Here is a 20,436-nt window from a genome sequence, read left to right on the forward strand (position 1 = left end):
AGCTCGTCACGACGCGGCACTCCTACCCATCAATAGACAATCTCAAGCCGGGGGTGATGCTCCCCTCGTACCAGCCGTCATTGGGGACGAAGGTCGTGTAGACGTTTCCGTCGCCCCAATGTCCGACGCCAGTGTAGGCGGTTGCGGAGATGATCACCGAGCGCACTCGTCTATTCGGGGGCAGGAGGCTCAAGTCGAAGCGCAGGTAGCATGCTCTGGAAATCATAGCGCACGCTGTCAGTCGTCGTGAGATGCGGGCCTCACCACGTGGATGGTTTTCCACCCCCTGACCCGCAGTGTCCAGACGCGGGGGGGAGGTCTCATACGACTTGGTCACTTCAAGAATGCATGGCTCGCACCGTGGAGATGAGCCTGCTGGAGGCGCTGGGTGAACCGCAGCCCGAGCCCTTGAAGCCGCGCGACTTCATCCTCCCCTGACCGGCCCGCGTCACGCTTCCATCACGCCGTCTCCGTAGGGTGGCTTTCGCAGCCCCCACCCCATCCTTGGAGAAGATTCGTGCGCGTTCTCTCTTCCATGGCAGCGATTCCTCGCGTGCTCGCCATGATGTTCTGCCTCTTTGGCGCCCAGGCCCTGGCGAGCTACGCCACGGTGCTGGACGGCACTGTGCTCCTCAGCGCTGACAACACCAGCCGCTACCTGGTGGCGGGCGGCGCGAGGTTCTTCATCCCCTCCACGCAGTGGAGCCTGTATTCCAGCGCCAACCTGGTGGTGATGTCCCAGTCCTCCATTGATGCCATCACCCAGATTCCCCGGGACGGCACGCTGGCTCGCGAGAAGGGGCAGATCGCCATCTACGTCTTCGTGGGAGGCATGCCCTGGTGGATTCCCAACCCCACGGAGCTGGACTTCTGGGATGACTGGAAGACCATCAACGAAATCCCGAGCTACTGGGAGGCGCCCTTCCAGGACTACAGCATCCAGCAGGTGCTGTTGCGCGAGCGCACGGGGACCCAAATCTACATCTGGACCACGGGGCTGAAGATTCCCATCACCAACGCGTCGGACCTCGCCTACTACGGTGGTGAGTCCAACGTGAAGACGGTTCCGCTGGGCACACTGGCCAACCACAGCGACAGCGAGCCGTACTGCGGAGCGATTCTGCGCGAGCGTTCGAGCAGCACCTCGTATTACCTCGGGTATTCCGCCGGCCTCATGAGGAGGTACGCCACCACGTCAGCCCCTCACGCCGTGGTTCCGGATGGCGCGCTCTCCTCCTTCCCGGTGACCACAAGCGGGCCGTACTGCATCCAGTAACACGATGCTTCCGCAAGGAGGGGGCTCTTGCGCCCTCCTTGCCTGCAGGTGATGTGTCTCGCCGTCTACTTCACCTGGAGCACGGACAGCACGTTGCCCGAAGGGCCCTTGAACCAGGCGATGGGCGGCCCCATGTCGCGGCGTGGGGCGGTTTCGACAGCCGCATGCGGACGAGGGTCGTGTCCAACCTCATCATGGGCGCGTGCACCGTGGCCCTCGGCGTGGTGCCCCACTTGGGGGTGTACCTGGCGGCCATGGGGATCTTCGGCGTGGCACTGCCGCTCTACAACACGCCCGCCACGGTGATGCTCCAGGAGCGCGTGGAGCCGGCTTACCTGGGCCGAGTCTTCAGCGTGATGACCATGCTCTCCACCGCGCTGATGCCGCTATCCATGCTGCTCTTCGGCCCCCTGGCAGAAGCGGTCTCCATCGAGCCGCTCCTGCAGATCACCGGCGTGTTGGTGATCTTCCTCGGGCTGCTCGCGCCGCTCCACCGCCGGCTGATGTCCTTCGGCGAGCCCAAGCGTCCCCCAGTCGAGTCCCAGGACCTGGCCAGTTGAGGGCCTGATTCATGGCTCGGAGAAAGAGACCAGTCGGGCCCCGTTTCCGCGACCAGACACGCGGGCCCTCACTGACGAGGTGCCCGCGTGCCCGGGGTCCGGTGCGGTTCGCTACGGCGCGCAGTAGATGGCGCGTTCGAACTTGCCCGTCACTTCGACGATGGAGTCAGCGCGAACCACGTACTCACTGGCACCCACACGCGTGTCGGCGTTGCACCAATCATACGTGTAGCCCAACCCGGTCCAGGGGTAGTGCGTGCTCTGCCAGAACCCATAGCTGTAGGCGTAGTAGGCGTTGATCCAATTCCTGTGCTCGGAGGTGGCGGAGGCAGGGAACTGAAGACCGCACGAGGCGTCGTCAATCTCCGCGTCCGGGCAGGGCCGGAACAGGTTCTCGGGCCGGACCCATAGCTCGACGACGTAGCGAGCGTTGTCGTTCTCCGTGGGCGGGGGCAATCCCAGGTACTGGTTGAGGCGACCCACGAGCTTCTCTTCGGGAACCGTCTTGCAGAACGTCTGGAGCTGAGGCGCGGGTGTGACCCAGACCTCACGGGAGAGCGTGTTCTCGCCCAGCGTGTAGCCAGCGAACGTGGTCCAGATGGCCATGCGCACGGCCGTCCGGGACTCGTTCCAGATGAGCCGCGGATTCGACGGGCTGATGGCCCACAGCTCCGTGGAAATGTCCGCCACCGTGGGTTCGGCCGCGTTGCGGACGGCCTCCGCATAGGTCTGTGAATCGCAGGCGAGTTCCTCGGGAGGACCCGGAAGCGGGTCCTGCGTATCTTCACCGCAGCCAGTGAGGGCCAGGAGCGCGGTGGTTGCAGTGAACGTTCGCAGGGTGCGCGAGAAGGCGCTGAACATCGTGACATCTCCGTGAAAGAATGGATTCGCGGCGAGTGTAGACGAATCATGAAGGGACGAGAGCCTTGTCTATCCGTGAATCGCACAGCGCCTGAGCCCGGCTCCCAGGTAGGCTCGCTCTCAAGGAGAACCGCATGTCGAAGCAGCACGAGCCCCATCCCATGAACGTGCCTGGCGACTTCTATGTCGTGGACCAGTGCTGCGCCGCATGCGGCGTCCCCACACACATTGCGCCAGAGACGTTCGCGTTCGCGACCGAACGACTTGGCGGCGACTGCTACGTCCAGAGACAGCCCACCACCCCCGAAGAGGTCGACCGCGCGCTCATGGTCGTTCGCTGCCAGGAGTTCGGATGCGTTCGGTACCGGGGGACCCACCCCGTCATCCTGCGCCGACTCACTGAAGCGGGGGAAGGCGACCAGTGCGATGCGCCTCTGCCCGCAGGGATCCGCCCTGTCTTGCGGAACCACGTCTCCGTCGAAGCACAGCGTCTCGATACTCGCGCTTGGGAGTCAGCGGCTGTGCTTGAGCGCTTCCGTCTTTGGCTGACGGGCCAACAACCCAACTATCGAACCACTCACATCGAGAGGCGCGCCTCCAGCGCCTCCTTTTCGTTCTCCTGGACCGAGAATGGGTTCCACGAAGTGACGGCCAACCCCATCGGCGACGTACCAGGCCGGTGGCTCCTCCGACATGCAGGAAATATCACGGTGTCCGAGATCATCGCGGAGTGGCTGAAGGGCGCAGGGGAACTGGGCGCGGTGCAGTGGTACTCGCAGGAGGAGTGGGAACGTGGCCTTCCGGGCCAGGCCCGCCCCTGGTAAGGCGACGCACAGCCCGCGGGCGCCAGCTCCCCGGCGCACCCCGGTCAGCAGCGCGGTGCGACCTCCACAAAAGGATAGGACGGATAGGAGCCCTGTTGAGGGCGGCAGGCTGGTGAAGAGGGGCCAAGAAGGGCCGCTGGAGGGTGACACGCGGGCTGTGCGCCGCCCCTCGGGGCACATGCCGGCCCAAGCGGCCCATCCAAATGGTGAACCTGCCCCCTGTGGACTGTATTACATTGTCACGACTCGATTGGAAAACCTGTCCTTACCATGGATGCCAATCGCCGGGTTTCGGGCGTTGCTGATTATGATCCGTTTGGACATGTCAATCGTACCACCCTCGTCGCAGACACGCCGCTCGGGGTTGCACCGCAGCAGACTGCATTGATGGCAACCCTGCAGGTTCCGACCTCTGCGGCAACCGGTCGTCTCCGCAGTCAATCGCTACCGGACGGGACGGCGTAAATCCCTGTTGGACCGCAGGGCGGCCAATGGCGAGGCGAAGGTGGATGAGCGCTTCCTCGCCATTCTCTCGCGCGTGCTGGCGGGTACTCCCGAAGAGGTGGGCTGGTGCCACCCGACGTGGACGCGGGAGTTGCTCGCGCTGGAGATGGAGCGCCGGGGCCTGGCGCGGGTGTCGGTTGCCACCATGGGCCGTGCGCTTGCCACCTCCAGAAGCTCATGAGGCGCGTCCATGCCTACCTGCACGCTCGCAACGCCCAGCGGCGCGCCAGTCCTATCCTCCGCAAGGTCCATCTGCGGCGCGCCGCCTGAGCGCGTGCGAGATTCATGAGCGGGCGTTTAGGATGCTGCGCCATGGGAATCTTCGTCATCGGGTCTTTCTTTCTGGCGCTCCTTGGCGGGGGCGTGCTCGGGGCCGTGTCACTCCTCATCCACCTGTTCGCGGTGCGAAAGGGGCGCGGCTCGTGGAAGCGGTTCCTGCTGATTTCCGGAGCCGCCACGGTGTTGGTGGGCGTATCAGCCTATTGGTGGATGTTCAGCTCCCCCGAAGCGTCGGGCGCACCGACAGGGGACGACTACGCGCGGGCCATCCTGGGGGCAGCGCTCCTTGGAGGCTCGCCTGGGGTCGGGCTGCTCGCCGGACTGCTGGCCTTGCTCAAGGGCAACGCACCGGCCCCCGTCTCGCCGGCATGAGGGCGCCTGACAGGAGGCCCATGCGTCACCTGGCGGCCGTCGCTCCCTGGGTGAGCGGGTGTTGCAACTGGGGCCCCACGCCGCACGCGGGGGCCTCCGAAGGCGAGACGCGCTACCCCATGCGCTTCTTCCCCTGCTGAGGATGCGCTGGCGAAACGAACAGACCAGTTCGTCCGCCATGGGGCCCCAGTCGCCCTCTATGCAATGGCCATGGGGGGCTCACGCGGAGTCAGCCGCCGCCTGGACGCCCGAAGAGACTGGTAGCGCGGGGGGCAAGGCCATCGCTTCTCTTTTAGCGGGCGGTGCCTGGCACGGCGGGCAGAAGGAGAAGGGCAAGCGCGGCCACTGCCACGATGCCGAGCGCGGGCGCCAGACTGGCGGCGAGCTGGAATACGAGCGTCAGTGCCGCGACATGCTCTCTCCTTGCGGCGTCCGGAGCCGACCTCGCTAGTAGGTGCCCCAGCGTGAAGGCAGTGGGCTGCTCCACTGCGTCCGAGTCCCGGGCGTCGTCAGCGGCGAGTCCCCGGCGATGCGCATGACGTTTGCGTCCGCGTTCATGTTGGACCAGTCCACAGCGATGTTGCGGCAGTACCGGTCACGGGCGAACCCTGTCTGGAGGTCATGCACACAAGGCGTCGGGTCCCAGACCCGGTCTGCCTGCAGGCGCTGGACCGCGGCGACGATGTTGGACGGCATCTCCCCGGAGGCTCGGACGAATGGAACGCCGTCAATGGGGGTGCCATCCGACGCGAAGAGTTCGAAGACCTTGCCGGAGTAGCTCAGCGAGCCCGGCATGCTGAAGTCCCATGCCCCGGCGGTGAATGGGGCGGCCTGGCCACAGGAGGCCGGGTTCCCAGGGGCATCCGTGCAGGTGCCGCGAAGGTGGAGGACCAACACCGCGCCCGTCTCCACCGTGTAGCCCTGAGGGAAAGTGAAGGTGAAATCGGAGTTGGTGAGCTCCTTGAGGGAGATGCCCGTCAGCGAACCACCAGTGACGGCCACCAGCTCGATGAGTTCCTGCTGAACGTACGGGTTGATCTCCGTGATGCGCAGCGAAGCCTCCGGCGCGGAACTCCCGGCATCCGTGCCCGAGTCCGGAGCGCCGGCATCGCCCGAGCCTGCGTCCACGCCACCGTCATCCGAGCCTGGCTCCGCCGAACCCGCGTCCACCCCAGAGTCTTCGAGGCCCGCGTCGACGGTTCCCGAGTCGGGCAGGGAGGCCTGAACGCAAGTCTCCTCCACGCAGACGATGTCCGGTCCACGGGACGCGCAGTCGCGGTTCTCCGTGCATTCGGAAGAGGAACAGGCGGAGAGGACCGGGAGCAGGGCGAAGACCAGGATACGGGGGACGCGGTGCGCATGGAACATGGGGGAATTCCTGGAAGCAAGAGGGGAGACGTAGCGCGACGATGACGGAGTGGCAGGTGTCTCGGATACACGGCCCGCCAGCAGCCCGTTGAGCCAACTTCATTTTCATTACGGAGGGCACGGGCTCATGGCGCCGCGGGCGAACATCCGTGCAATCCACGCGTCGCGTGCCGCGATGCATGCGCGCGCCAGGTCGGACTGCGGCGCGATGTCATAGAAGCCATGGAAGGCTCCGCCCCAGACGTGCAGCTCGCACTCCCCACCCGCCGCCAGGATTCCGCGGGCATAGGCGACAGCTTCATCTCGAAACGTCTCCGCTCCTCCGACGTCGATGAAGGTGGGCGGCAGTCCGCTCAAGTCCGATGCTCGCGCGGGTGCGGAATACGGAGACACCTCGGGGCCTCCACAGCGGTCTCCCAGCACGGCTCTCCATGCGGTCAGATTGCTGGTGCGGTCCCAGACGCCGACGCCATCGTATCGGTGCGCGGATTCCGTCTCGTTCCGGTCATCCAGCATCGGGCATTGCAGAAGTTGGCCCAGCAGCCGAGGGCCCTGCCGGTCCCGAGCCAGAAGCGTGGTGCCCGCCGCGAGCCCTCCGCCGCCGCTCCCGCCGAAGATGACCAGCTGATTCGGATCAAACCGGAGCATGTCCGCGTGCGCCGCCATCCACGCCAGGCCGGCGTAGCAGTCCTCCACCAGGGTGGGCGCTGGATGCTCGGGCGCCAGCCGGTACTCGACGGTGACGCAGACCGCATCATGGCGGAGCGCCCACTCCACGAGCGGCTTCGCCCCCGCGAAGCGGGTGCCCATCACCATGCCGCCGCCATGGATGTGATAGACGGCGGGACCGGGAACCGAGTGGCCTTGCCGGGCAATGACCGAGACCACGATTTCGGCGCCCTGGTACCCGGGGATGCTGTAGTCAACGCAGCTGACCTGCGCGTCGCCAATCAGCGTGTCCCGGGTCACGTGGCTCAACCGGCGGAAGTGCTCGAGCTGCTCCAACGTCATCTGCAAGGGCAGATACCCCTTCAGCGGCGGGAGGAGCGGGGCCAGGTGTGGATCGAAGTCCGTCGATGAGGTCGGGCGAGTCATGCGCGTTCCATACCGGATGGGTGTGACACTCGCAAAGCAGCTGTCAGGCAACTGGCGGATGGGCACGCCCGCGTGGTGACCCCTATTGTCCCCACATGCGTGCGTTGCGAGTGCTACTGGCGTTCACGGTGGGGTGTAACGCCCCAATGCCTCACCCCATTACGGCACAGGGCGCTCCGCCCGATGTCGGCGATACGTATGAAGCCTGTGGCTGCGGCTGTTGCCCGATGGCGGGGCCGGTGTACGAGTGCCTCTACTGGACCCAGGGAGACAGCCTGCAGGCTGTCATCGCCAAGGACAAGGCGATGAAGGACGGACCGTACTGCAAGGGAACCGGCAAGCGCCCGGGATGCTCATTGGGGACGATGTACAGGTACTGTGACTGAAGGCGCCTGTCCGTCGGTTCGATGCGGCCAACCCGCTGAGCGCTTCCGAGCCCGGTCCTGGCGCCTGAATGCCTTCACCAGGAAGTCCACGTAGGAGGGGGCCGCTCCGGAAGATGCCTTTTCTTGAGAGAGGGCCTATCGCCCCCCGGCCCGGCCTCTTAATCCACCGGAGGCAATGAGAACGCATTCGCCCGGGGGATTCGTGACGAGCATTGGTGAGCGTCTGCCTTCTGTCTCCGCGTCCAAGGTCCGGACCGTGGCGGACATGAACTCCGCCCGCGCGTTCGTGGACCTGCTCGGCTCGGTGATTCCGGCCCAGCGTGCCGCGCCGGTCGCTGCTGCCCGCCACTACAACATCGAGTCCCTGGGCCCTTCCAACGCGATGCAGCAGGCGGCCCATGCGAGGGAGGTTCTCCCCTCCCTGCTGGGCCTGCTGACCGATGAGCGCATGGCGCGCTGCGTCGACGAGGCCTTCCGGGAAATCTTCCAGGGCGACCGGTGGCCGCGTGGACCGGAGCGGTCCAAGTGGCTGGGCTTCGCGCGTGAGCTTCGCGCCAACGACCCCAAAATCACCGCCGAGCAGGTCCGCTCTGCCATCGCGAATGAGCTGCGGCTCGAGCGGGACGGGCTGGATGTCGCGACGGTCGAGAACATCGACCTGTACATCTCCGGAGCCATCGGCTGGGTGACCTGGTGCTACGAGGGGGCGTCGCGTAACGCCACCGAAGAAGACATGCGCCATTGGCGCGCCTTCGCCGCCGAGAAGAAGCGGGAGAACCCCGATATCCAGCCGGACGAACTCAAGTACGCCATTATCGACGCGGTGCGGGCGAAGGTGATGAAGATGGACTCGACGTCACCGGAGAACGTCGACAAGTTCATCGATGACGCCGTGAAGTGGGTCACGCTCTGCTACCAGGGCAAGGAGCGTCATGCCTCCCCAGCGGAGATGACGTACTGGCGCGCCTTCGCGGCGGAGAAGCTGCGGGAGGACCCGGAGATGTCTCCAGTGGCGCTCAAGTACGCCATCACCGATACCCTCCGCGCGAAGATGACAGGCACGGACTCCGCGTCGCCCGCGAACATCGAACGGTTCATCGAAGACGCCATCGGGTGGGTCTCGATGTGTTACGAGGGCAAGGAGCGTCATGCCTCCCCGGCGGAGATGGCGCACTGGCGTGCCTTCGCCACCGCGAAGCTCGCCGAGAACCCGAAGATGACGCCGGAGGAGCTCAGACACGCCATCACCGACGCCATCCGGGCGCAGGCGCTGGGGCTGGACACCCTGTCTCCCGCGAACATCGATGGCTTCATCATGGAGGCCATCGGCTGGGTGTCGCTGTGCTACCTGGGCGCGTCCCGTGCCCCCACGGACGAGGAGATGCAGTCCTGGCGCGCCTTCTCGGCGGAGAAGCGGCGGGAGAACCCGGACATCACCCCGGAGGAGCTCAAGTACGCCATCCGGGATGCGGTGCGTAACGAGCTGACGGGCATGAGCAAGCCCGCAGAGCTCAACATCGAGCGCTTCATCCGGGAGGCCTACGAATTCATGTTCCACGCCTACCGGGGGATGCCGGCGAACATGAAGCGCGATCCGACACCGCGAGAACTGCACGAGTGGCAGCAGTTCGCCCGGGCCCGACTCCGGGAGGAGCCGAAGCTGTCGAGCGAGGAACTCAACTCCTACCTGCTCGACAGCCTGCGAACGGCGCTGGCCAACCAGTGACGGAGGCCGCTGCCTCGCGACCAGCGGTTTTCCACCGGCCATCGCCCATCGCGTCTGTCACCGCGCTCGGTTCCGAGACGGCATCTTACTGATTCGAACTGTCTGGTGATGGGCGGTCGTGTTGGTGCCGGTGCGCATGGATGGCGAGTGCCTCCGCGGGCAGGGGTCCGTTCACTCCTTCCGGTGGAATCGTCTCAAGTGCGTGGGCCTCCTTCCGTTCGTGCGCTCCCGCGCTCAGCTTCCCGCCGAGACGTTCACGGAGGGGACATATGACGGGATTGGCTGGTGCCTTGCTCGCCGTGGTGGTGGCGGCGGCGAGTGGATCGGCGTTGGTGCCGGTGAGCGGGGGCAATGCCCTGACGCTCCCGGCCCAGCGCCACATTGTTCGTATCGAAACCGGAAGCAGTCGTCCGCCGACGTGGCTGGTGGCCATCCAGCACGGGGGCGTGGACGGCAAGGGGCTGGTGCTCTACCGCTCCGAGGACGCACTGCGAACACTGCGGCGGGTGGGGGACATCCAGCCCAACGCCGCGCACACGGACCGGGCGGAACTGCTGGCCGTCGGCATGGATGTGGCACTTGTCTACTCCTACGAGGGGCCACAACTCGCGGCATCCAGTCAGCACGACGTCTACTTCCAGTGGTGGCGCTATCAGCCCGGGGCGGATACCTGGGCGCCGGAACCCGCGGTGCGGGTGTTCGACGCGGACGCCAGCACGGCCTACTCACGGGCCTTGCTGGCGCGAGACTCGCAGGGACGGCTGTGGGTGCAGGCCTTCCGTCTGGAGCTCGACGGCGGCGCCACGGCGGTGGTGTCCGTGTCCACGAATGGGGGGCAGCACTTCGGTTCGACTCAGGCGCTAGACAAGGTCCGCCGGCGGGGTGGGGGACGGTTGCTCAGCCTGGGGACGAAGCTCGTCTTTTTGTACGGAATGCATGACGGCTGGGAGCCCGCGCGCATGCGCATCCGCTCCGACTCGGACCCGGAGGGCACGTGGGCGCCGGTGCGCCAGGCTTTCTCCGACGGCATCTACCATGGCGCGGCGTTGAGCGCGGTGGCGGATGGGAAAGACGGCATGCACCTCGTCTACAAGGATGAGCTGGAGCAGCTCTACTACCGGCACTTCGACGGGAACAGCTTCGGTTTTCGGGTGCTGGTAGAGAGCAGCTCGGACTGGGCGACCCAGCCTGCCATCACCCGCATCGGCGATACGTTGTATGTCTTCTACAACCGGGTGCGGACGCTCAACGCGAACTACGAGCTGCGCGTGCGCACGGTGGGCGAGGATGGAACGCTTGGGAGCGCGGTGACGCTCGACGGGGATGCGACGTTCAAGGGTTATCTCAACGCCGTGGATGTCCTGCCGGAGGGCAGCGGCGAGGTGCCCTGCCTCTTTGGTGAGGCGGTGGACGCGGGCTCGCGGGGCTGGGTATCGCGGGTATCGCTGGTGCTCGATGAAGCGCCTCCGCCGGACCCGGACCCGGGGCCGGGGCCTGGGCCTGGGCCGGGGCCGGGTCCTTTCGTCCTGGAGCTCGTGCGCTCCCATTCCACGCACGAACTGCTCGCGGTGGACGGGGCCGGCACGCTGTACGGCATTCCCGCTGAGGGCCCGCGTTCGCGGTTGATGGCGAGCACGGACGGTGGGCGCACCTTTTCGGATCGAGGGCAGCGGGGTGGCAACCTGTGGACGGTGGCGGCGATGGAGGGGGGGACGCTCCTGTCGGTGGCCAGTCACAGCGGAGAGTATGTCCTCCAGCGCTCCACGGATGGGGGGATGACGTGGGGGAACCCGCTGCGCCTCGGTACGTATCGTGCGCGGGGGCCCCAGAGCTTCGCGCGCTTGGGGAGCACGTGGTTCTTCCTCGAGTACCAGACCTTTACCTCGGCCGCCGTGCCGCTTCGGCTATGGGCCTCCACGGACGGCGGGGCCACGTGGTCCGTGCGCTCCATGTTCACGGCGCAACGGCACGGCGATGCCCTGGTGGCGGACCCGGCGACGGGAACGCTGTGGGCGACCATGGGGAGCAGCGAGGCGCAGGCAGCAGTGCTTCGTTCCACGGATGGGGGGCGGACCTGGACGTCACTGTTGCGTGGCTATGAGGCCAATGCCCAGACGGGGGTGGTGCACACAGGCGGGGCACTCCTCTTCGGCCAGTCAACGTTGTTCGAGCCCGAGCACCCGAAGCTCCTGAGCCTGTCCCCGGAGGGGACCGTGAGTTCGCTGATGGAGCTGCCGGGGCCGGCGTACTCGCTCACCGCGGTGCCCGGGGGCGGGTGGGTGATGGGCACGGCGTGGTCCCGCCATGGGGACGTCCATGCGTCCGGTGATGTGTTCGCGCGACTCTTCATCAGCGAAGACGGCGTGACGTGGCAGGAGTCACGCAGGTTCGAGCGGATGAGCGGTGCGGACCTGACGCGCGCGGATGTCTGGGGCACGTTGCCATCCGGAGAGCTGGTGGTGCGCGTGGAGGATGCAAGCGGCTTCGGGAGCGCGGGCGTGGGCTTCCAGGTGCTTCGCGTCAAGCGTTGAGGCTGGCCGCGCCGAAATGGGGCGGGTTGCGTCTCTGTAGGTGTCGGCGCGCATGGCGGGGGCCGCGGCCCGGTGGGTTTGCCACTCCAGGCGATACCACCGGGCCTTGCCGTAGCGCCCGGCCCAGACGCACTCGCCGGAAATCGTACGGGTGAAGTGAGGGTAAAAAATCCCGCCCTCCGTTCGGGTGGCAAGACGCCCACGACGGCCCGTTCCAATGCCACGCTCACTTGGGAAATCGACTCCGCCAGGCGCCGGGGCACCTCACGTTCGCCACCACACTTGCCGCGGGAGGGACCTTTCGATGACCATGAATGCACCTCGGAGGAACTTCCACGTGGAGCCACGACACAGGCCGGCACAGGCCATGGTCTCTCTCCCCTCGGACGTGCTGGAGCGGCTGCGAGAGGACCTGGCCCGTGCGGTGGCCCGGGTGTGTCCGCCTCGGATGGCCGATCGCCGCGATGACCTGGTGCAGACGGCCATGATGCGCGTCATGGAGTTGCAGCGGCGCGAGCCGGACCGCAGCCGGTTGACCCCCGCCTACCTGTATCGCGTCGCATACACGGCGCTGGTGGACGAGTTGCGCAACGTGTCACGCCGCCGTGAGGTCCAACTGGAAGAGGTGGAGTCGCTGTCCGAGCCGCCGGTGGCATCGAGCGACCCGGAGAAGGCCGCGGGCGGCTCCCAGATTGCCCAGGCCGTGCGCGACTGTCTGCGCAAGCTGGTCCAGGACCGTCGGCTGGCGGTGACGCTGTTCCTGCAGGGCCACAGCGTGCCGGAGTCCGCGCGGTTGTTGGGCTGGGACGACAAGCGCACCGAGAACCTCATCTACCGCGGCCTGGCCGCGCTGCGCCTGTGCCTCTCCACGAAGGGATTCGAGCCGTGAGCGAGCGAGGACGCGACGAGACGAAGCCCGATGATGCCACCGTCGAACGTCTGCGCGCCGCCGTGCGTGCCGAGGACCCGGTGGAGCGCGCGGAGGCGCCGGTGGATGCGGACCTCGTCTGGCGCGCGGTGAGCGGCGAGCTTCCCGCCGAGGAGCGCCGCGCGGTCGTCGAGCGTGTGGCGGCGGACCCGGCCTGGGCGGCGGCCTGGCGGCTCGCGAACGAACTGACGCGCTCTGCCGAGGAGGCCGCGCCTCCCGTGGAGCCCCTGGCGGATGGTTCGCGCACCCGGCGCCGAGACAGTGACGCTCGGCAGAAGCGCCGCTTCCGCTTCGCGTGGAGCCAGCCCCTGTGGGGTGTGGCGGCGACCGCGGCCCTGGCCCTCATCGTCGTGGGCGTGGTGATGCGGGATGAGCCCGAGCCGCCGCGGCTGCGTGGCGGCGATACGGCGGCGGTCGCCTCCCAGGTGCCAGAGGCGGTGCCTCTCAAGCGCGACGCCTGTGTGCTGCGCTGGAGCGGCGGTCCCGAGGGAACCCGTTGGTCGGTGCGGTTGTCCACGGAGGACCTGGGTTGGGTCCACCGCGTGGACTCGCTGGAGACGCGTGAGTACCGGGTGCCCGCCGAGGTGCTGGCGCCGTTGCATCCGGGAACGACGTTGCTGTGGCAGGTGGAAGCGCGGTTGCCGGACGGGCAGGTGCTTCGCGGCGCCACGTTCGTCAACCGGTTGGAGTGAAGCGCGCGATCCGAAGTCCACGGGGGACCTCATGAGAACGGAGCTGGGAATGAAGACACGGCGGTGGATGCGAGCAGGGCTGGTGGCGCTCCTGATGGGAGTGGCCGGTGGGGCAGGGCAGGCCTGGAGCCAGTCGGTCCCCGTCACCCGCGCGGTGAAGACGGCCTTCAGTTACGGCGAGGCGCGCGACCTGGTGGTGGCCTCGGTGGTGGAGACGGGCGTCCGCACGGGCCAAAGCCAGTTCGTGACGCTCCAACTCCTCGACCACTCCGGTGCCGTCGTCGCGCAGACCGCGGGTGTGGTGGACCAGGAGACGCCCCTGCGGCTGACCTACCGGACCCCCACCGCGACCCCGGTGTTCGCGCGCGCCATTGCGACGGTGAGCGCGGAAACCCTCTCCGCGGCGGCGGTGACGGTGGAGCGTTGGTCCGTTGCGGAGCCGGCCTCCTGGACCGGAGCCCTCGTTTGCTATTTCGAGCTGGTTCCGATGCCCAGGCCTCCGCCTCCTCCCCCCGGGCCGGTGACGCTCAAGTGCGAGCCCGTCGACCCGCCGCCTCCGCCCACCCGCTGACGTGCCACTCCGGACGCACCGGTCCGAATGCAACAACAGAAGGCTCCTCTCCTTCCTGATGGGGGCCATTCTCTCGGTGTGTCCGGCCCTGGCCTTCTCCGCGGCGTCAGGCCGCCCCCAGCCTCCCTCGCTCGAGTCGTGCCGGGCGCGCTTCGCCTCGGAGCCAGAGGGCCGGGAGGCGGCGATGTGCTTCTACCAGTGTGCCCAGGTCACTTCCGCTCGTGACGCTGTGGTGCGCGAGCTGACGGCCTTGATGGAGCGTCACCCTGAGCATGGCTGGCTGCCCCTGGTGCTCGGGCATGTCGGGATGCTGTCCAGCGGCAAGGAGGCGGAAGGTCCCTATCTTCGCGCGGCGCAGACGTTCCGCCGGCTCCAGGATGCGGAGGGCGAGGTGCTGGCGGCCATCAACCTGCGCGCCATCCTCTTGGCTCAAGGACGAACCGAGGAGGCCTGGGATTGGACGCGGCGCGTGGTGGAGGTGGCGAGCGCCTCCGGTCGGCCGGAGCTCCACGCACGCGCGCTCATCGTCGAGGCCAGCCAGCTTTATGAGGTGGAGCTCGACCTGGGCCGGGCCTTCCGTGTGCTCAAGCGAGCCGAGTCGCTCGTCTTCCCGGACGGCGCGGAAGGGCTGAAGAAGCAGTACCTGTCCGTCATGAGTACGGTGAGCGAGCGGCTGGGCCGGTTGGAGGAGGCCTCGGACGTCAATGCCCGGCTGGTGGAGTTGACCCGGAGCACTGGCGACCTCTTCCTGGAAGCGCATGCGCGCTTCACGCTCGCCAACGTCACGCTGCGGCGGCTCGAGCGTGACCATGTGCCGGCGGACCGGGCGCGAGCGTTGGAGTTGGCGCGGCAGGCCATGGCCGCCGCGGAGAGGGCGGGGAACCCAACGCTGGTGGCCCGGGCGGTGCGTCTCACGGCGGACCTGTTGGGAGACACCCCCGAGGATCGCCGTGAGGCGGACGCGCTCATGGAGCGCTGCATGGCGCTCGCGGAGTCGCTGGATTCGGACGAGCGGCGGTTGGCGTGTCTCTGGACGCGCGCGGAGCGGCGGGCAGGCGTGGACCCGACCGGAGCCATTCAGGACTCGGAGGCGTCACTGCGACTGGTCTCCGAAGTAAACGACCCGCTGTTCCATGCGCTGGCCCTTCGAGGCCGCAGCACGGTGGCGTACCGGACACAGCCTTTGCCCCAGGCACTGGAGCATGCCGAGCGCGCCCTGGACGCGCTGGAGGCCCTGCGCCAGACGCAGAGTGACGCCTCCAGCCAGGCGGAGCTGTTCGCGACGTGGGCCCGCGACTACCACCGGCTCGCGGGGTGGACGTTGGAGGCTGGCGGGGCGACGGGCAAGCCCGCTACGCTCCCCTTCAGGGAGGCTGTGTCGCGGGCCTTCGCCGTGAGCGAACGGCTCCGGGCGAGGACGCTGCTCGATGCCCTGGTCGCCTTCCGAGCACGCGCGGACTCCGGGGACACGCCCGAGCGCCGGGCGCAGCGAAGCGAGGTGCAATCGCGGCTGGTGGTGGTCCAACGCCAGCTCTTGGACCCGTCGCTGACGAGCGCTGGACGCGAGGCGGCCCTGAATGAACTCCAGGAGTTGGAGCACCGCGAGCGGGACCTGCGCCCGGCGCCTCACAAGAGTGTGCAGGAGTTCGCCTCACTGGCGTCCGTGGAGAAGGGGCTGAGGGAGGACGAAGCGCTGCTGGTCTTCCTCGTGGGGGACGACGAGGACCTCTCCGGAACGTCGGCGGGTGGTGCGTGGCTGTTCGTGGTGACAGGGGAGGGAACCCACGTCCATCGCATCCCCGAGCGCACGCGGCTCGCGGCGGCGGCCACGCTGTTCTCCGGGCTCGTCGAGCGCAGGGATGACTCCGAGCGCGGTGCGGCGGTGGCGCTTCATGCGCAGTTGCTCGGCCCGGCGCTCGCGGGATTGCCACCCACGGTTCGGCGGCTGCTGTTGGTTCCGGACGGGCCGCTGCATGACCTGCCCTTCGCCGCGCTGCGGGAGCGTCGGGACGGGCCACCCCTGGTCGCTCGCTACGAACTGGCCCTGGTGCCCTCGGCGAGCTTGTGGCGGCACTGGCACGGGGAGGCCCCATTCACGCCTATCGGTGATGCACTGGTGCTGGCGGACCCTGAGTGGGCCCTGAAACAGAGGGGGGCGCGGCCTGCGGCGCGCTCTCGGGCTGGAATCTTCGACGAGGCCGCGCAGCTCGGCGCGCTGCCCGAGGCTCGTCGCGAAGGGCTCGGGGTGGAGCGGGAGCTTCGAGGCACCCGCGTCGTCCCCCGGCTGCTGGTGGGCACGGAAGCCTCTGAGCGCGCGCTCAAGCGCGCGGACCTGCCGCTGCTCCGGGTTCTGCACCTGGCGGCGCACGCCGTGGTGGACGCCGAAGCGCCGGAGCGCTCCGCGCTCGTGCTCGCCCCGGGCTCGGAGGACGAGGACGGCATTCTCCAGCCGCGCGAAATCATCCAGCTGCGTCTCGATGGCGCGCTGGTGGTGCTGTCCGCGTGCCGCAGCGCCTCCGGAGCGGTGCTGCCGGGAGAGGGCGTGCTGAGCCTCGCACGGGCCTTCTTCGAGGCAGGCTCGAGCGCGGTGGTGGCCAGCTTGTGGCCGTTGCGCGACGAGGAAGCGGCGGACCTGGTGGAGCATTTCTACCGGCACCTGGCCAAGGGCTTGAGTGTCTCCGCGGCGCTGCGGGCCGCACAGCTCGAGGCCATCGACGCGGGGCTTCCACCCGCGGCCTGGGCAGGGCTGGTGGTGCTCGGCGATGCCGCGCTGGTGGTCGCCGCGCCTCGCGAGGATGGTGCGCCCATGGTGTCTGGACTGGCTGGGGCGCTTGTCATTGTCGCGGCGTTCCTCGGGCTCCTCGCGTTGCGGCGCTGGGGCCGTTCAAGCTCCGAACGTTCCACGCCAGTGAGGCGCGCGGGAGATGCCCGAGGTCACCGATTCAGCGGTCGATGAGTTCGCTGGCCGCCTTCTTCACATGCGCGTCGGCGACGAAGCACGGGACCGACGTCGAGGCGTCAGACCTTGCGCGGCCCCACCAGCCGCCACGCGAGGGGCAGCAGCACGGCGGCGATGGCGGCCTTGAGGAGCCCTCCAGGAAGGAAGGGTGTGAAGCCGACGCCAAGAGCCTTGGCCACGCCGAGCCGGGCGGACAGGACAAGCCAGGGCAGGCCGACCGCGAAGACGGCCAACTGCCCCACGGCAAAGAGCGGCAGCGCGGTCCACGGCCGCCGGTCGAATCCACGCTGCGCCGCCAGTCCCACCAGGAAGGCGGCTGGAACGAAGCCGACCAGGTATCCACCGGTTGCTCCCAGGATGCGTTCCAGGCCGCTGGCGCCCTCCGCGAAGAACGGCAGGCCCACCGCGCCCATCAGGAGGTACAGGAACTGCGCGGCCATGCCTCGCACGGGGCCGAGCGCCGCGGCAGCGACGATGACGCCCAGGGACTGACCCGTGATGGGAACAGGTGAACCTGGTACCGATATTGAGACCTGCGCGAGCCCCGCCGTGAGCAGCGCGCCGCCGAGCACGAGCGCCACGTCGTGGGCCCGGGAACGCGCGAGCGCATCGGCGAGCACGCGGGGGCAGTGGCGGGCAGTGGCGGCGAGCGTCAGGCGGAGCCTCCAGAATCGGACACCGCGAGGACACGGCGCGCCGCTGGGGTACACGCTCATGTCTCGAGGTGCAACGCCGGAGAAACCCGCATTCCTCCGTCGAGTCTGCTCCTGGGAGCGCCTGGGCGACTTCGATAACACCGCGATGAGACAGCCATGACGCGAGGCGGCACGTTTGAGCGGCGCACTGCGTGCCAGGAAGGGCTGCGTGCCGGCACGGCGGTGGAGTACAAACGAAGTGATGCGGGGCTTGGACGCATGGTGCCTCCTGCGTGAGCCCCCGCGCGGAAGGACACCAAGACATGAACGCAACCCGCTGGTTTGGACTCGCTTCCCTGACCCTGCTGCTGGCCTCGAACGCCTTCGCCGAGGACAAGGCCCCCGCCGCGACCAATGCCGCCGTCGGCCGGTGGACGACCATCGATGACGAGACGAAGAAGCCCAAGTCCGTCATCGCCATCTACGAGGAGAACGGCAAGCTGTACGGGAAGATCGAGAAGCTCTTCCGCGAGCCCAAGGAAGAGCAGAACCCGCTCTGCGACAAGTGCGAGGGCTCGCTGAAGAACCAGCCCATCATCGGGATGACCATCCTTCGCGACCTGAAGAAGGATGATGACGAGTGGTCCGGCGGGAGCATCCTCGACCCGGCGAATGGCAAGACCTACAAGTGCAAGGTCGCCGTCGAGGATGGGGGCAAGAAGCTGAAGGTCCGCGGCTACGTCGGCATGTCGCTGCTGGGCCGCACCCAGTACTGGGTGCGCGCCGAGTAGCAGCTTCGGCGGACGGCGGAAGCGGGTACCTCCCGCTTCCGCTCGCCGTGCCTACTTCGAGCCCTGCTGCGTCTCACCCGCGCCATCCGTGGACACGGGCGTCAGCGGCGCCGGAGCGCCTTGAGGCCGCGTGGTGGGGCTGGTGGAGGCGCCACCACTGGGACGCAGCGCGTTCTGGCCCAGGCGTGAGAAGTTGATGGAGTTGCTCAGGATGCGCACCGCCTCCTGGTCCGCGTGGAAGCCCATGGAGTTCTCCGCCTCCACGAAGTCCAGGTAGAATTGAGCGCGCTTCTGCAGGTCGCGCGCCTTGGCGAGCGCCTCCTCGGACTGCCCCGCCTTCTGCGCGGCCTCGATGTCATGGATGAGGTCCACCAGCGCATCCATGGCGATGTTCCGCGTCTCGAAGGTGCGCGTCTGGATGGTCTCCGCGCGCTGGAGCAGCTCCGCCTCGCTCCACTTGTGGCACGTCTGGCACGCGCGGTTGATGTTCAGCAGCGGGCTGCGCACCTGGTGGTCGCTGACCTTCATCGCCCCCTCGCGCATGAACGGCATGTGGCAGTCCGCGCAGGCCACGCCGCTCTTCGCGTGGATGCCCTGGTTGTACATCTCGAACTCGGGGTGCTGCGCCTTCAGCACCTTGGCGCCCGTGAGCTCGTGCGTCCAGTCGGAGTGTCCGTCCTCGTCGTAGTAGGCCATGATCTGATCGATGTTGATGCCCTTGGCCCAGGGGTACGTGAGGCGCTTCTCCTTGCCCTTGAAGTAGTACTCGACGTGGCACTGCCCGCACACGTACGTGCGCATCTCCTGGCGCGTCGCGTCCTGATTCACCCGGAAGTTGGGCACGCCCTGGCTGGCCTTGAGCGCGGCGATGCCCTCGATGAAGCCAGGCCGCGTCACGCGCAGCTGCATCGTGGTGGGGTCGTGGCAGTCGATGCATGAGACGGGGTGCTCCACCAGCTTGCGCGCCTCCATGAAGGGCATCTGGTTCATCTTCTCGAAGCCCTTGATGAGGTCGCCGTCGCCGAGCTTCTTGTAGGGCACGTACACGCTGGCGTGGCAGTGGATGCAGGTGCCCGGCTGCTGCGTCACGTGCTGGCGCTCGGTGTAGACCTGGTCGTCCAGCATGTGCGCGTGGCCGCGCTCCTCGCGGAAGTCCGTGGCGAAGGCGTAGCCGCTCCACATCGTCACCAGCCGAGGGTCCTCCTCGAGCCGGCTCTGCGCGACGACGGTGCGTGGGTCCGCCTGGGACGGCGTGCGCGCCACGGCTTCACTGCCGCCGTAACGGGTGCGCTGCTGGTCCACGGTGCGCTTGTAGCTGTCGTACTGAAGCGGGAAGTTCCGTCCCCACACCTCGGGGTCGGTGATGGTGTCGTCCAGCTCCACCACCCGGTAGAAGGGATTCTTCGCCTCCTGCTTGCGCTCCATGATGTTGACCAGGAGCGCGGTGACGCCAGCGGCGGCCAGAGCGGCGGCCACCGCCACGGCAATCACCAGCTTGACGCCGCTGAAGCGCCGTTGCTTCTCGGGCTCGGTCATCGTTCAACCTCCTGATGGATGAGTTCGGGGTTCCCGGAGCCTTCGGGGTGCCCCACTGAGTTGTGGCAGGTGAGGCACTGCAGCGAGTCTGCGTGGGGCGTTTCGATGCTCTCCACGAGGCTGGCGTGGCAGTTCCGGCAAGCGCTCTCCGTCACCTGCCGGTTGGCGGGGCGGATGCGGATGGGGTCCGGGAAGGTGCCGGTGGTGAAGTAGAAGGAGTGCCAGAAGCCGTTGCTCGCCTTGTTGAGGTACTTGGGCACCAGCGCCGCCGGCGTGTGGCAGTCGTTACAGGTGGCCACCGCGTGGTGGCTGCTCTTGCGCCAGCCATCGTACTGCTCGGTCATGATGTGGCAGTTGGCGCAGGCGGCTGGGTCGTCATGCAGGTAGGCCGCGCCCTTCGCGTACGCGAAGGTGTAGCCACCGATGCCAATGGCCGAGCCCAGGGCGAGCCCCAGGGCCACTGCCAGGAGTGTGCGGGAGGCCGAGGACACGCGGAACACCGTATCAACGGTTGTGCAGACGGCTAGCCCCATCTCGCAATC

At 67.7% G+C, this 20,436-nt stretch carries 19 protein-coding genes; 13 read left to right on the forward strand and 6 right to left on the reverse strand.

Annotated features, from left to right (window positions below):
• Positions 1–535: 535 nt before the first annotated feature.
• Together FMQ63_RS03230 and FMQ63_RS03235 are read left to right on the forward strand one after the other, a co-directional pair.
• Positions 536–1,276 carry a hypothetical protein gene (locus FMQ63_RS03230; RefSeq protein ID WP_216609367.1) on the forward strand — a complete coding sequence of 247 codons (741 nt, stop codon included), beginning with the start codon at positions 536–538 and terminating at the stop codon, positions 1,274–1,276.
• A 164-nt stretch (positions 1,277–1,440) separates the two neighbouring features.
• Positions 1,441–1,836, forward strand: coding sequence for an MFS transporter (locus FMQ63_RS03235; RefSeq protein WP_216609362.1), 396 nt, complete (start codon positions 1,441–1,443; stop codon positions 1,834–1,836).
• Between the two features lie 111 nt (positions 1,837–1,947).
• Here FMQ63_RS03235 and FMQ63_RS03240 read toward each other — a convergent pair whose 3' ends face one another.
• Entirely contained in the window at positions 1,948–2,697 is a 750-nt protein-coding gene (locus FMQ63_RS03240) for a hypothetical protein (protein ID WP_011552272.1), read from the reverse strand.
• A gap of 134 nt (positions 2,698–2,831) precedes the next feature.
• Between FMQ63_RS03240 and FMQ63_RS03245 the strand changes: the two genes are divergently transcribed.
• From FMQ63_RS03245 to FMQ63_RS03255, 3 genes are all read left to right on the forward strand, one after another.
• The gene (locus FMQ63_RS03245) at positions 2,832–3,521 is read left to right on the forward strand and encodes a ferredoxin (protein WP_011552273.1); all 690 of its coding nucleotides are present in this window, start codon (positions 2,832–2,834) and stop codon (positions 3,519–3,521) included.
• A gap of 472 nt (positions 3,522–3,993) precedes the next feature.
• Positions 3,994–4,206 (forward strand): hypothetical protein, encoded by a 213-nt coding sequence (locus FMQ63_RS03250; RefSeq protein ID WP_020477570.1) that lies wholly within the window; start codon positions 3,994–3,996, stop codon positions 4,204–4,206.
• A 131-nt stretch (positions 4,207–4,337) separates the two neighbouring features.
• Positions 4,338–4,676 (forward strand): hypothetical protein, encoded by a 339-nt coding sequence (locus tag FMQ63_RS03255; protein ID WP_020477571.1) that lies wholly within the window; start codon positions 4,338–4,340, stop codon positions 4,674–4,676.
• Positions 4,677–5,123: 447 nt separating this feature from the next.
• Here FMQ63_RS03255 and FMQ63_RS03260 read toward each other — a convergent pair whose 3' ends face one another.
• Both FMQ63_RS03260 and FMQ63_RS03265 read right to left on the reverse strand, forming a co-directional pair.
• Complete coding sequence (locus tag FMQ63_RS03260) at positions 5,124–6,044, reverse strand: hypothetical protein (protein WP_011552277.1); 921 nt, start codon at positions 6,042–6,044, stop codon at positions 5,124–5,126.
• A gap of 108 nt (positions 6,045–6,152) precedes the next feature.
• Positions 6,153–7,139, reverse strand: coding sequence for an alpha/beta hydrolase (locus tag FMQ63_RS03265; protein WP_011552278.1), 987 nt, complete (start codon positions 7,137–7,139; stop codon positions 6,153–6,155).
• Positions 7,140–7,285: 146 nt separating this feature from the next.
• On the opposite strand from FMQ63_RS03265, the gene FMQ63_RS03270 reads away from it, so the two are divergent.
• The 7 genes from FMQ63_RS03270 to FMQ63_RS03300 all read left to right on the forward strand — a co-directional run bounded on the left by FMQ63_RS03270 (position 7,286) and on the right by FMQ63_RS03300 (position 16,929).
• Positions 7,286–7,525 carry a hypothetical protein gene (locus tag FMQ63_RS03270; protein WP_141276544.1) on the forward strand — a complete coding sequence of 80 codons (240 nt, stop codon included), beginning with the start codon at positions 7,286–7,288 and terminating at the stop codon, positions 7,523–7,525.
• Positions 7,526–7,727: 202 nt separating this feature from the next.
• The gene (locus tag FMQ63_RS03275) at positions 7,728–9,251 is read left to right on the forward strand and encodes a hypothetical protein (RefSeq protein ID WP_225909878.1); all 1,524 of its coding nucleotides are present in this window, start codon (positions 7,728–7,730) and stop codon (positions 9,249–9,251) included.
• A 269-nt stretch (positions 9,252–9,520) separates the two neighbouring features.
• Positions 9,521–11,782 carry a sialidase family protein gene (locus FMQ63_RS03280; protein WP_141276546.1) on the forward strand — a complete coding sequence of 754 codons (2,262 nt, stop codon included), beginning with the start codon at positions 9,521–9,523 and terminating at the stop codon, positions 11,780–11,782.
• Positions 11,783–12,149: 367 nt separating this feature from the next.
• The gene (locus FMQ63_RS03285) at positions 12,150–12,671 is read left to right on the forward strand and encodes an RNA polymerase sigma factor (RefSeq protein WP_225909879.1); all 522 of its coding nucleotides are present in this window, start codon (positions 12,150–12,152) and stop codon (positions 12,669–12,671) included.
• Complete coding sequence (locus FMQ63_RS03290; RefSeq protein ID WP_225909880.1) at positions 12,668–13,402, forward strand: hypothetical protein; 735 nt, start codon at positions 12,668–12,670, stop codon at positions 13,400–13,402. Before FMQ63_RS03285 ends, FMQ63_RS03290 begins: the two co-directional genes overlap by 4 nt.
• 31 nt (positions 13,403–13,433) lie before the next feature.
• Positions 13,434–13,973: a hypothetical protein gene (locus FMQ63_RS03295; RefSeq protein WP_228556354.1), complete on the forward strand. Its 540-nt coding sequence runs from the start codon at positions 13,434–13,436 to the stop codon at positions 13,971–13,973.
• A gap of 58 nt (positions 13,974–14,031) precedes the next feature.
• Positions 14,032–16,929, forward strand: coding sequence for a CHAT domain-containing protein (locus tag FMQ63_RS03300; RefSeq protein ID WP_216608922.1), 2,898 nt, complete (start codon positions 14,032–14,034; stop codon positions 16,927–16,929).
• A 62-nt stretch (positions 16,930–16,991) separates the two neighbouring features.
• On the opposite strand, the gene FMQ63_RS03305 is transcribed toward FMQ63_RS03300, so the two are convergent.
• Positions 16,992–17,648, reverse strand: a complete 657-nt coding sequence (locus FMQ63_RS03305; protein WP_011552284.1) for a biotin transporter BioY — start codon at positions 17,646–17,648, stop codon at positions 16,992–16,994.
• A 242-nt stretch (positions 17,649–17,890) separates the two neighbouring features.
• Between FMQ63_RS03305 and FMQ63_RS03310 the strand changes: the two genes are divergently transcribed.
• A complete protein-coding gene (locus FMQ63_RS03310; protein ID WP_011552285.1) occupies positions 17,891–18,358 on the forward strand; it encodes a DUF2147 domain-containing protein in 468 nt (155 codons plus the stop codon).
• Positions 18,359–18,409: 51 nt separating this feature from the next.
• Here the strand turns inward: FMQ63_RS03310 and FMQ63_RS03315 are convergent, their stop codons facing one another.
• Both FMQ63_RS03315 and nrfH read right to left on the reverse strand, forming a co-directional pair.
• Positions 18,410–19,894 carry an ammonia-forming cytochrome c nitrite reductase subunit c552 gene (locus FMQ63_RS03315; RefSeq protein ID WP_011552286.1) on the reverse strand — a complete coding sequence of 495 codons (1,485 nt, stop codon included), beginning with the start codon at positions 19,892–19,894 and terminating at the stop codon, positions 18,410–18,412.
• Entirely contained in the window at positions 19,891–20,394 is a 504-nt protein-coding gene (gene nrfH, locus FMQ63_RS03320; RefSeq protein WP_020477575.1) for a cytochrome c nitrite reductase small subunit, read from the reverse strand. The genes FMQ63_RS03315 and nrfH overlap by 4 nt, the downstream gene beginning before the upstream one ends.
• Positions 20,395–20,436 lie beyond the last annotated feature (42 nt).

This window comes from Myxococcus sp. CA005 (genome assembly GCF_006518205.1).
In the GTDB taxonomy this organism is placed as follows: Bacteria; Myxococcota; Myxococcia; order Myxococcales; family Myxococcaceae; genus Myxococcus; species Myxococcus xanthus.

Coding starts and splice junctions, on each gene's coding strand:
- FMQ63_RS03230 (WP_216609367.1), top strand. CDS start 536: ATGGCAGCGATTCCTCGCGTGCTCGCCATGATGTTCTGCCTCTTTGGC.
- FMQ63_RS03235 (WP_216609362.1), top strand. CDS start 1,441: ATGCGGACGAGGGTCGTGTCCAACCTCATCATGGGCGCGTGCACCGTG.
- FMQ63_RS03240 (WP_011552272.1), bottom strand. CDS start 2,697: ATGTTCAGCGCCTTCTCGCGCACCCTGCGAACGTTCACTGCAACCACC.
- FMQ63_RS03245 (WP_011552273.1), top strand. CDS start 2,832: ATGTCGAAGCAGCACGAGCCCCATCCCATGAACGTGCCTGGCGACTTC.
- FMQ63_RS03255 (WP_020477571.1), top strand. CDS start 4,338: ATGGGAATCTTCGTCATCGGGTCTTTCTTTCTGGCGCTCCTTGGCGGG.
- FMQ63_RS03260 (WP_011552277.1), bottom strand. CDS start 6,044: ATGTTCCATGCGCACCGCGTCCCCCGTATCCTGGTCTTCGCCCTGCTC.
- FMQ63_RS03265 (WP_011552278.1), bottom strand. CDS start 7,139: ATGACTCGCCCGACCTCATCGACGGACTTCGATCCACACCTGGCCCCG.
- FMQ63_RS03270 (WP_141276544.1), top strand. CDS start 7,286: ATGCCTCACCCCATTACGGCACAGGGCGCTCCGCCCGATGTCGGCGAT.
- FMQ63_RS03280 (WP_141276546.1), top strand. CDS start 9,521: ATGACGGGATTGGCTGGTGCCTTGCTCGCCGTGGTGGTGGCGGCGGCG.
- FMQ63_RS03285 (WP_225909879.1), top strand. CDS start 12,150: ATGGTCTCTCTCCCCTCGGACGTGCTGGAGCGGCTGCGAGAGGACCTG.
- FMQ63_RS03295 (WP_228556354.1), top strand. CDS start 13,434: ATGAGAACGGAGCTGGGAATGAAGACACGGCGGTGGATGCGAGCAGGG.
- FMQ63_RS03300 (WP_216608922.1), top strand. CDS start 14,032: ATGGGGGCCATTCTCTCGGTGTGTCCGGCCCTGGCCTTCTCCGCGGCG.
- FMQ63_RS03305 (WP_011552284.1), bottom strand. CDS start 17,648: ATGAGCGTGTACCCCAGCGGCGCGCCGTGTCCTCGCGGTGTCCGATTC.
- FMQ63_RS03310 (WP_011552285.1), top strand. CDS start 17,891: ATGAACGCAACCCGCTGGTTTGGACTCGCTTCCCTGACCCTGCTGCTG.
- FMQ63_RS03315 (WP_011552286.1), bottom strand. CDS start 19,894: ATGACCGAGCCCGAGAAGCAACGGCGCTTCAGCGGCGTCAAGCTGGTG.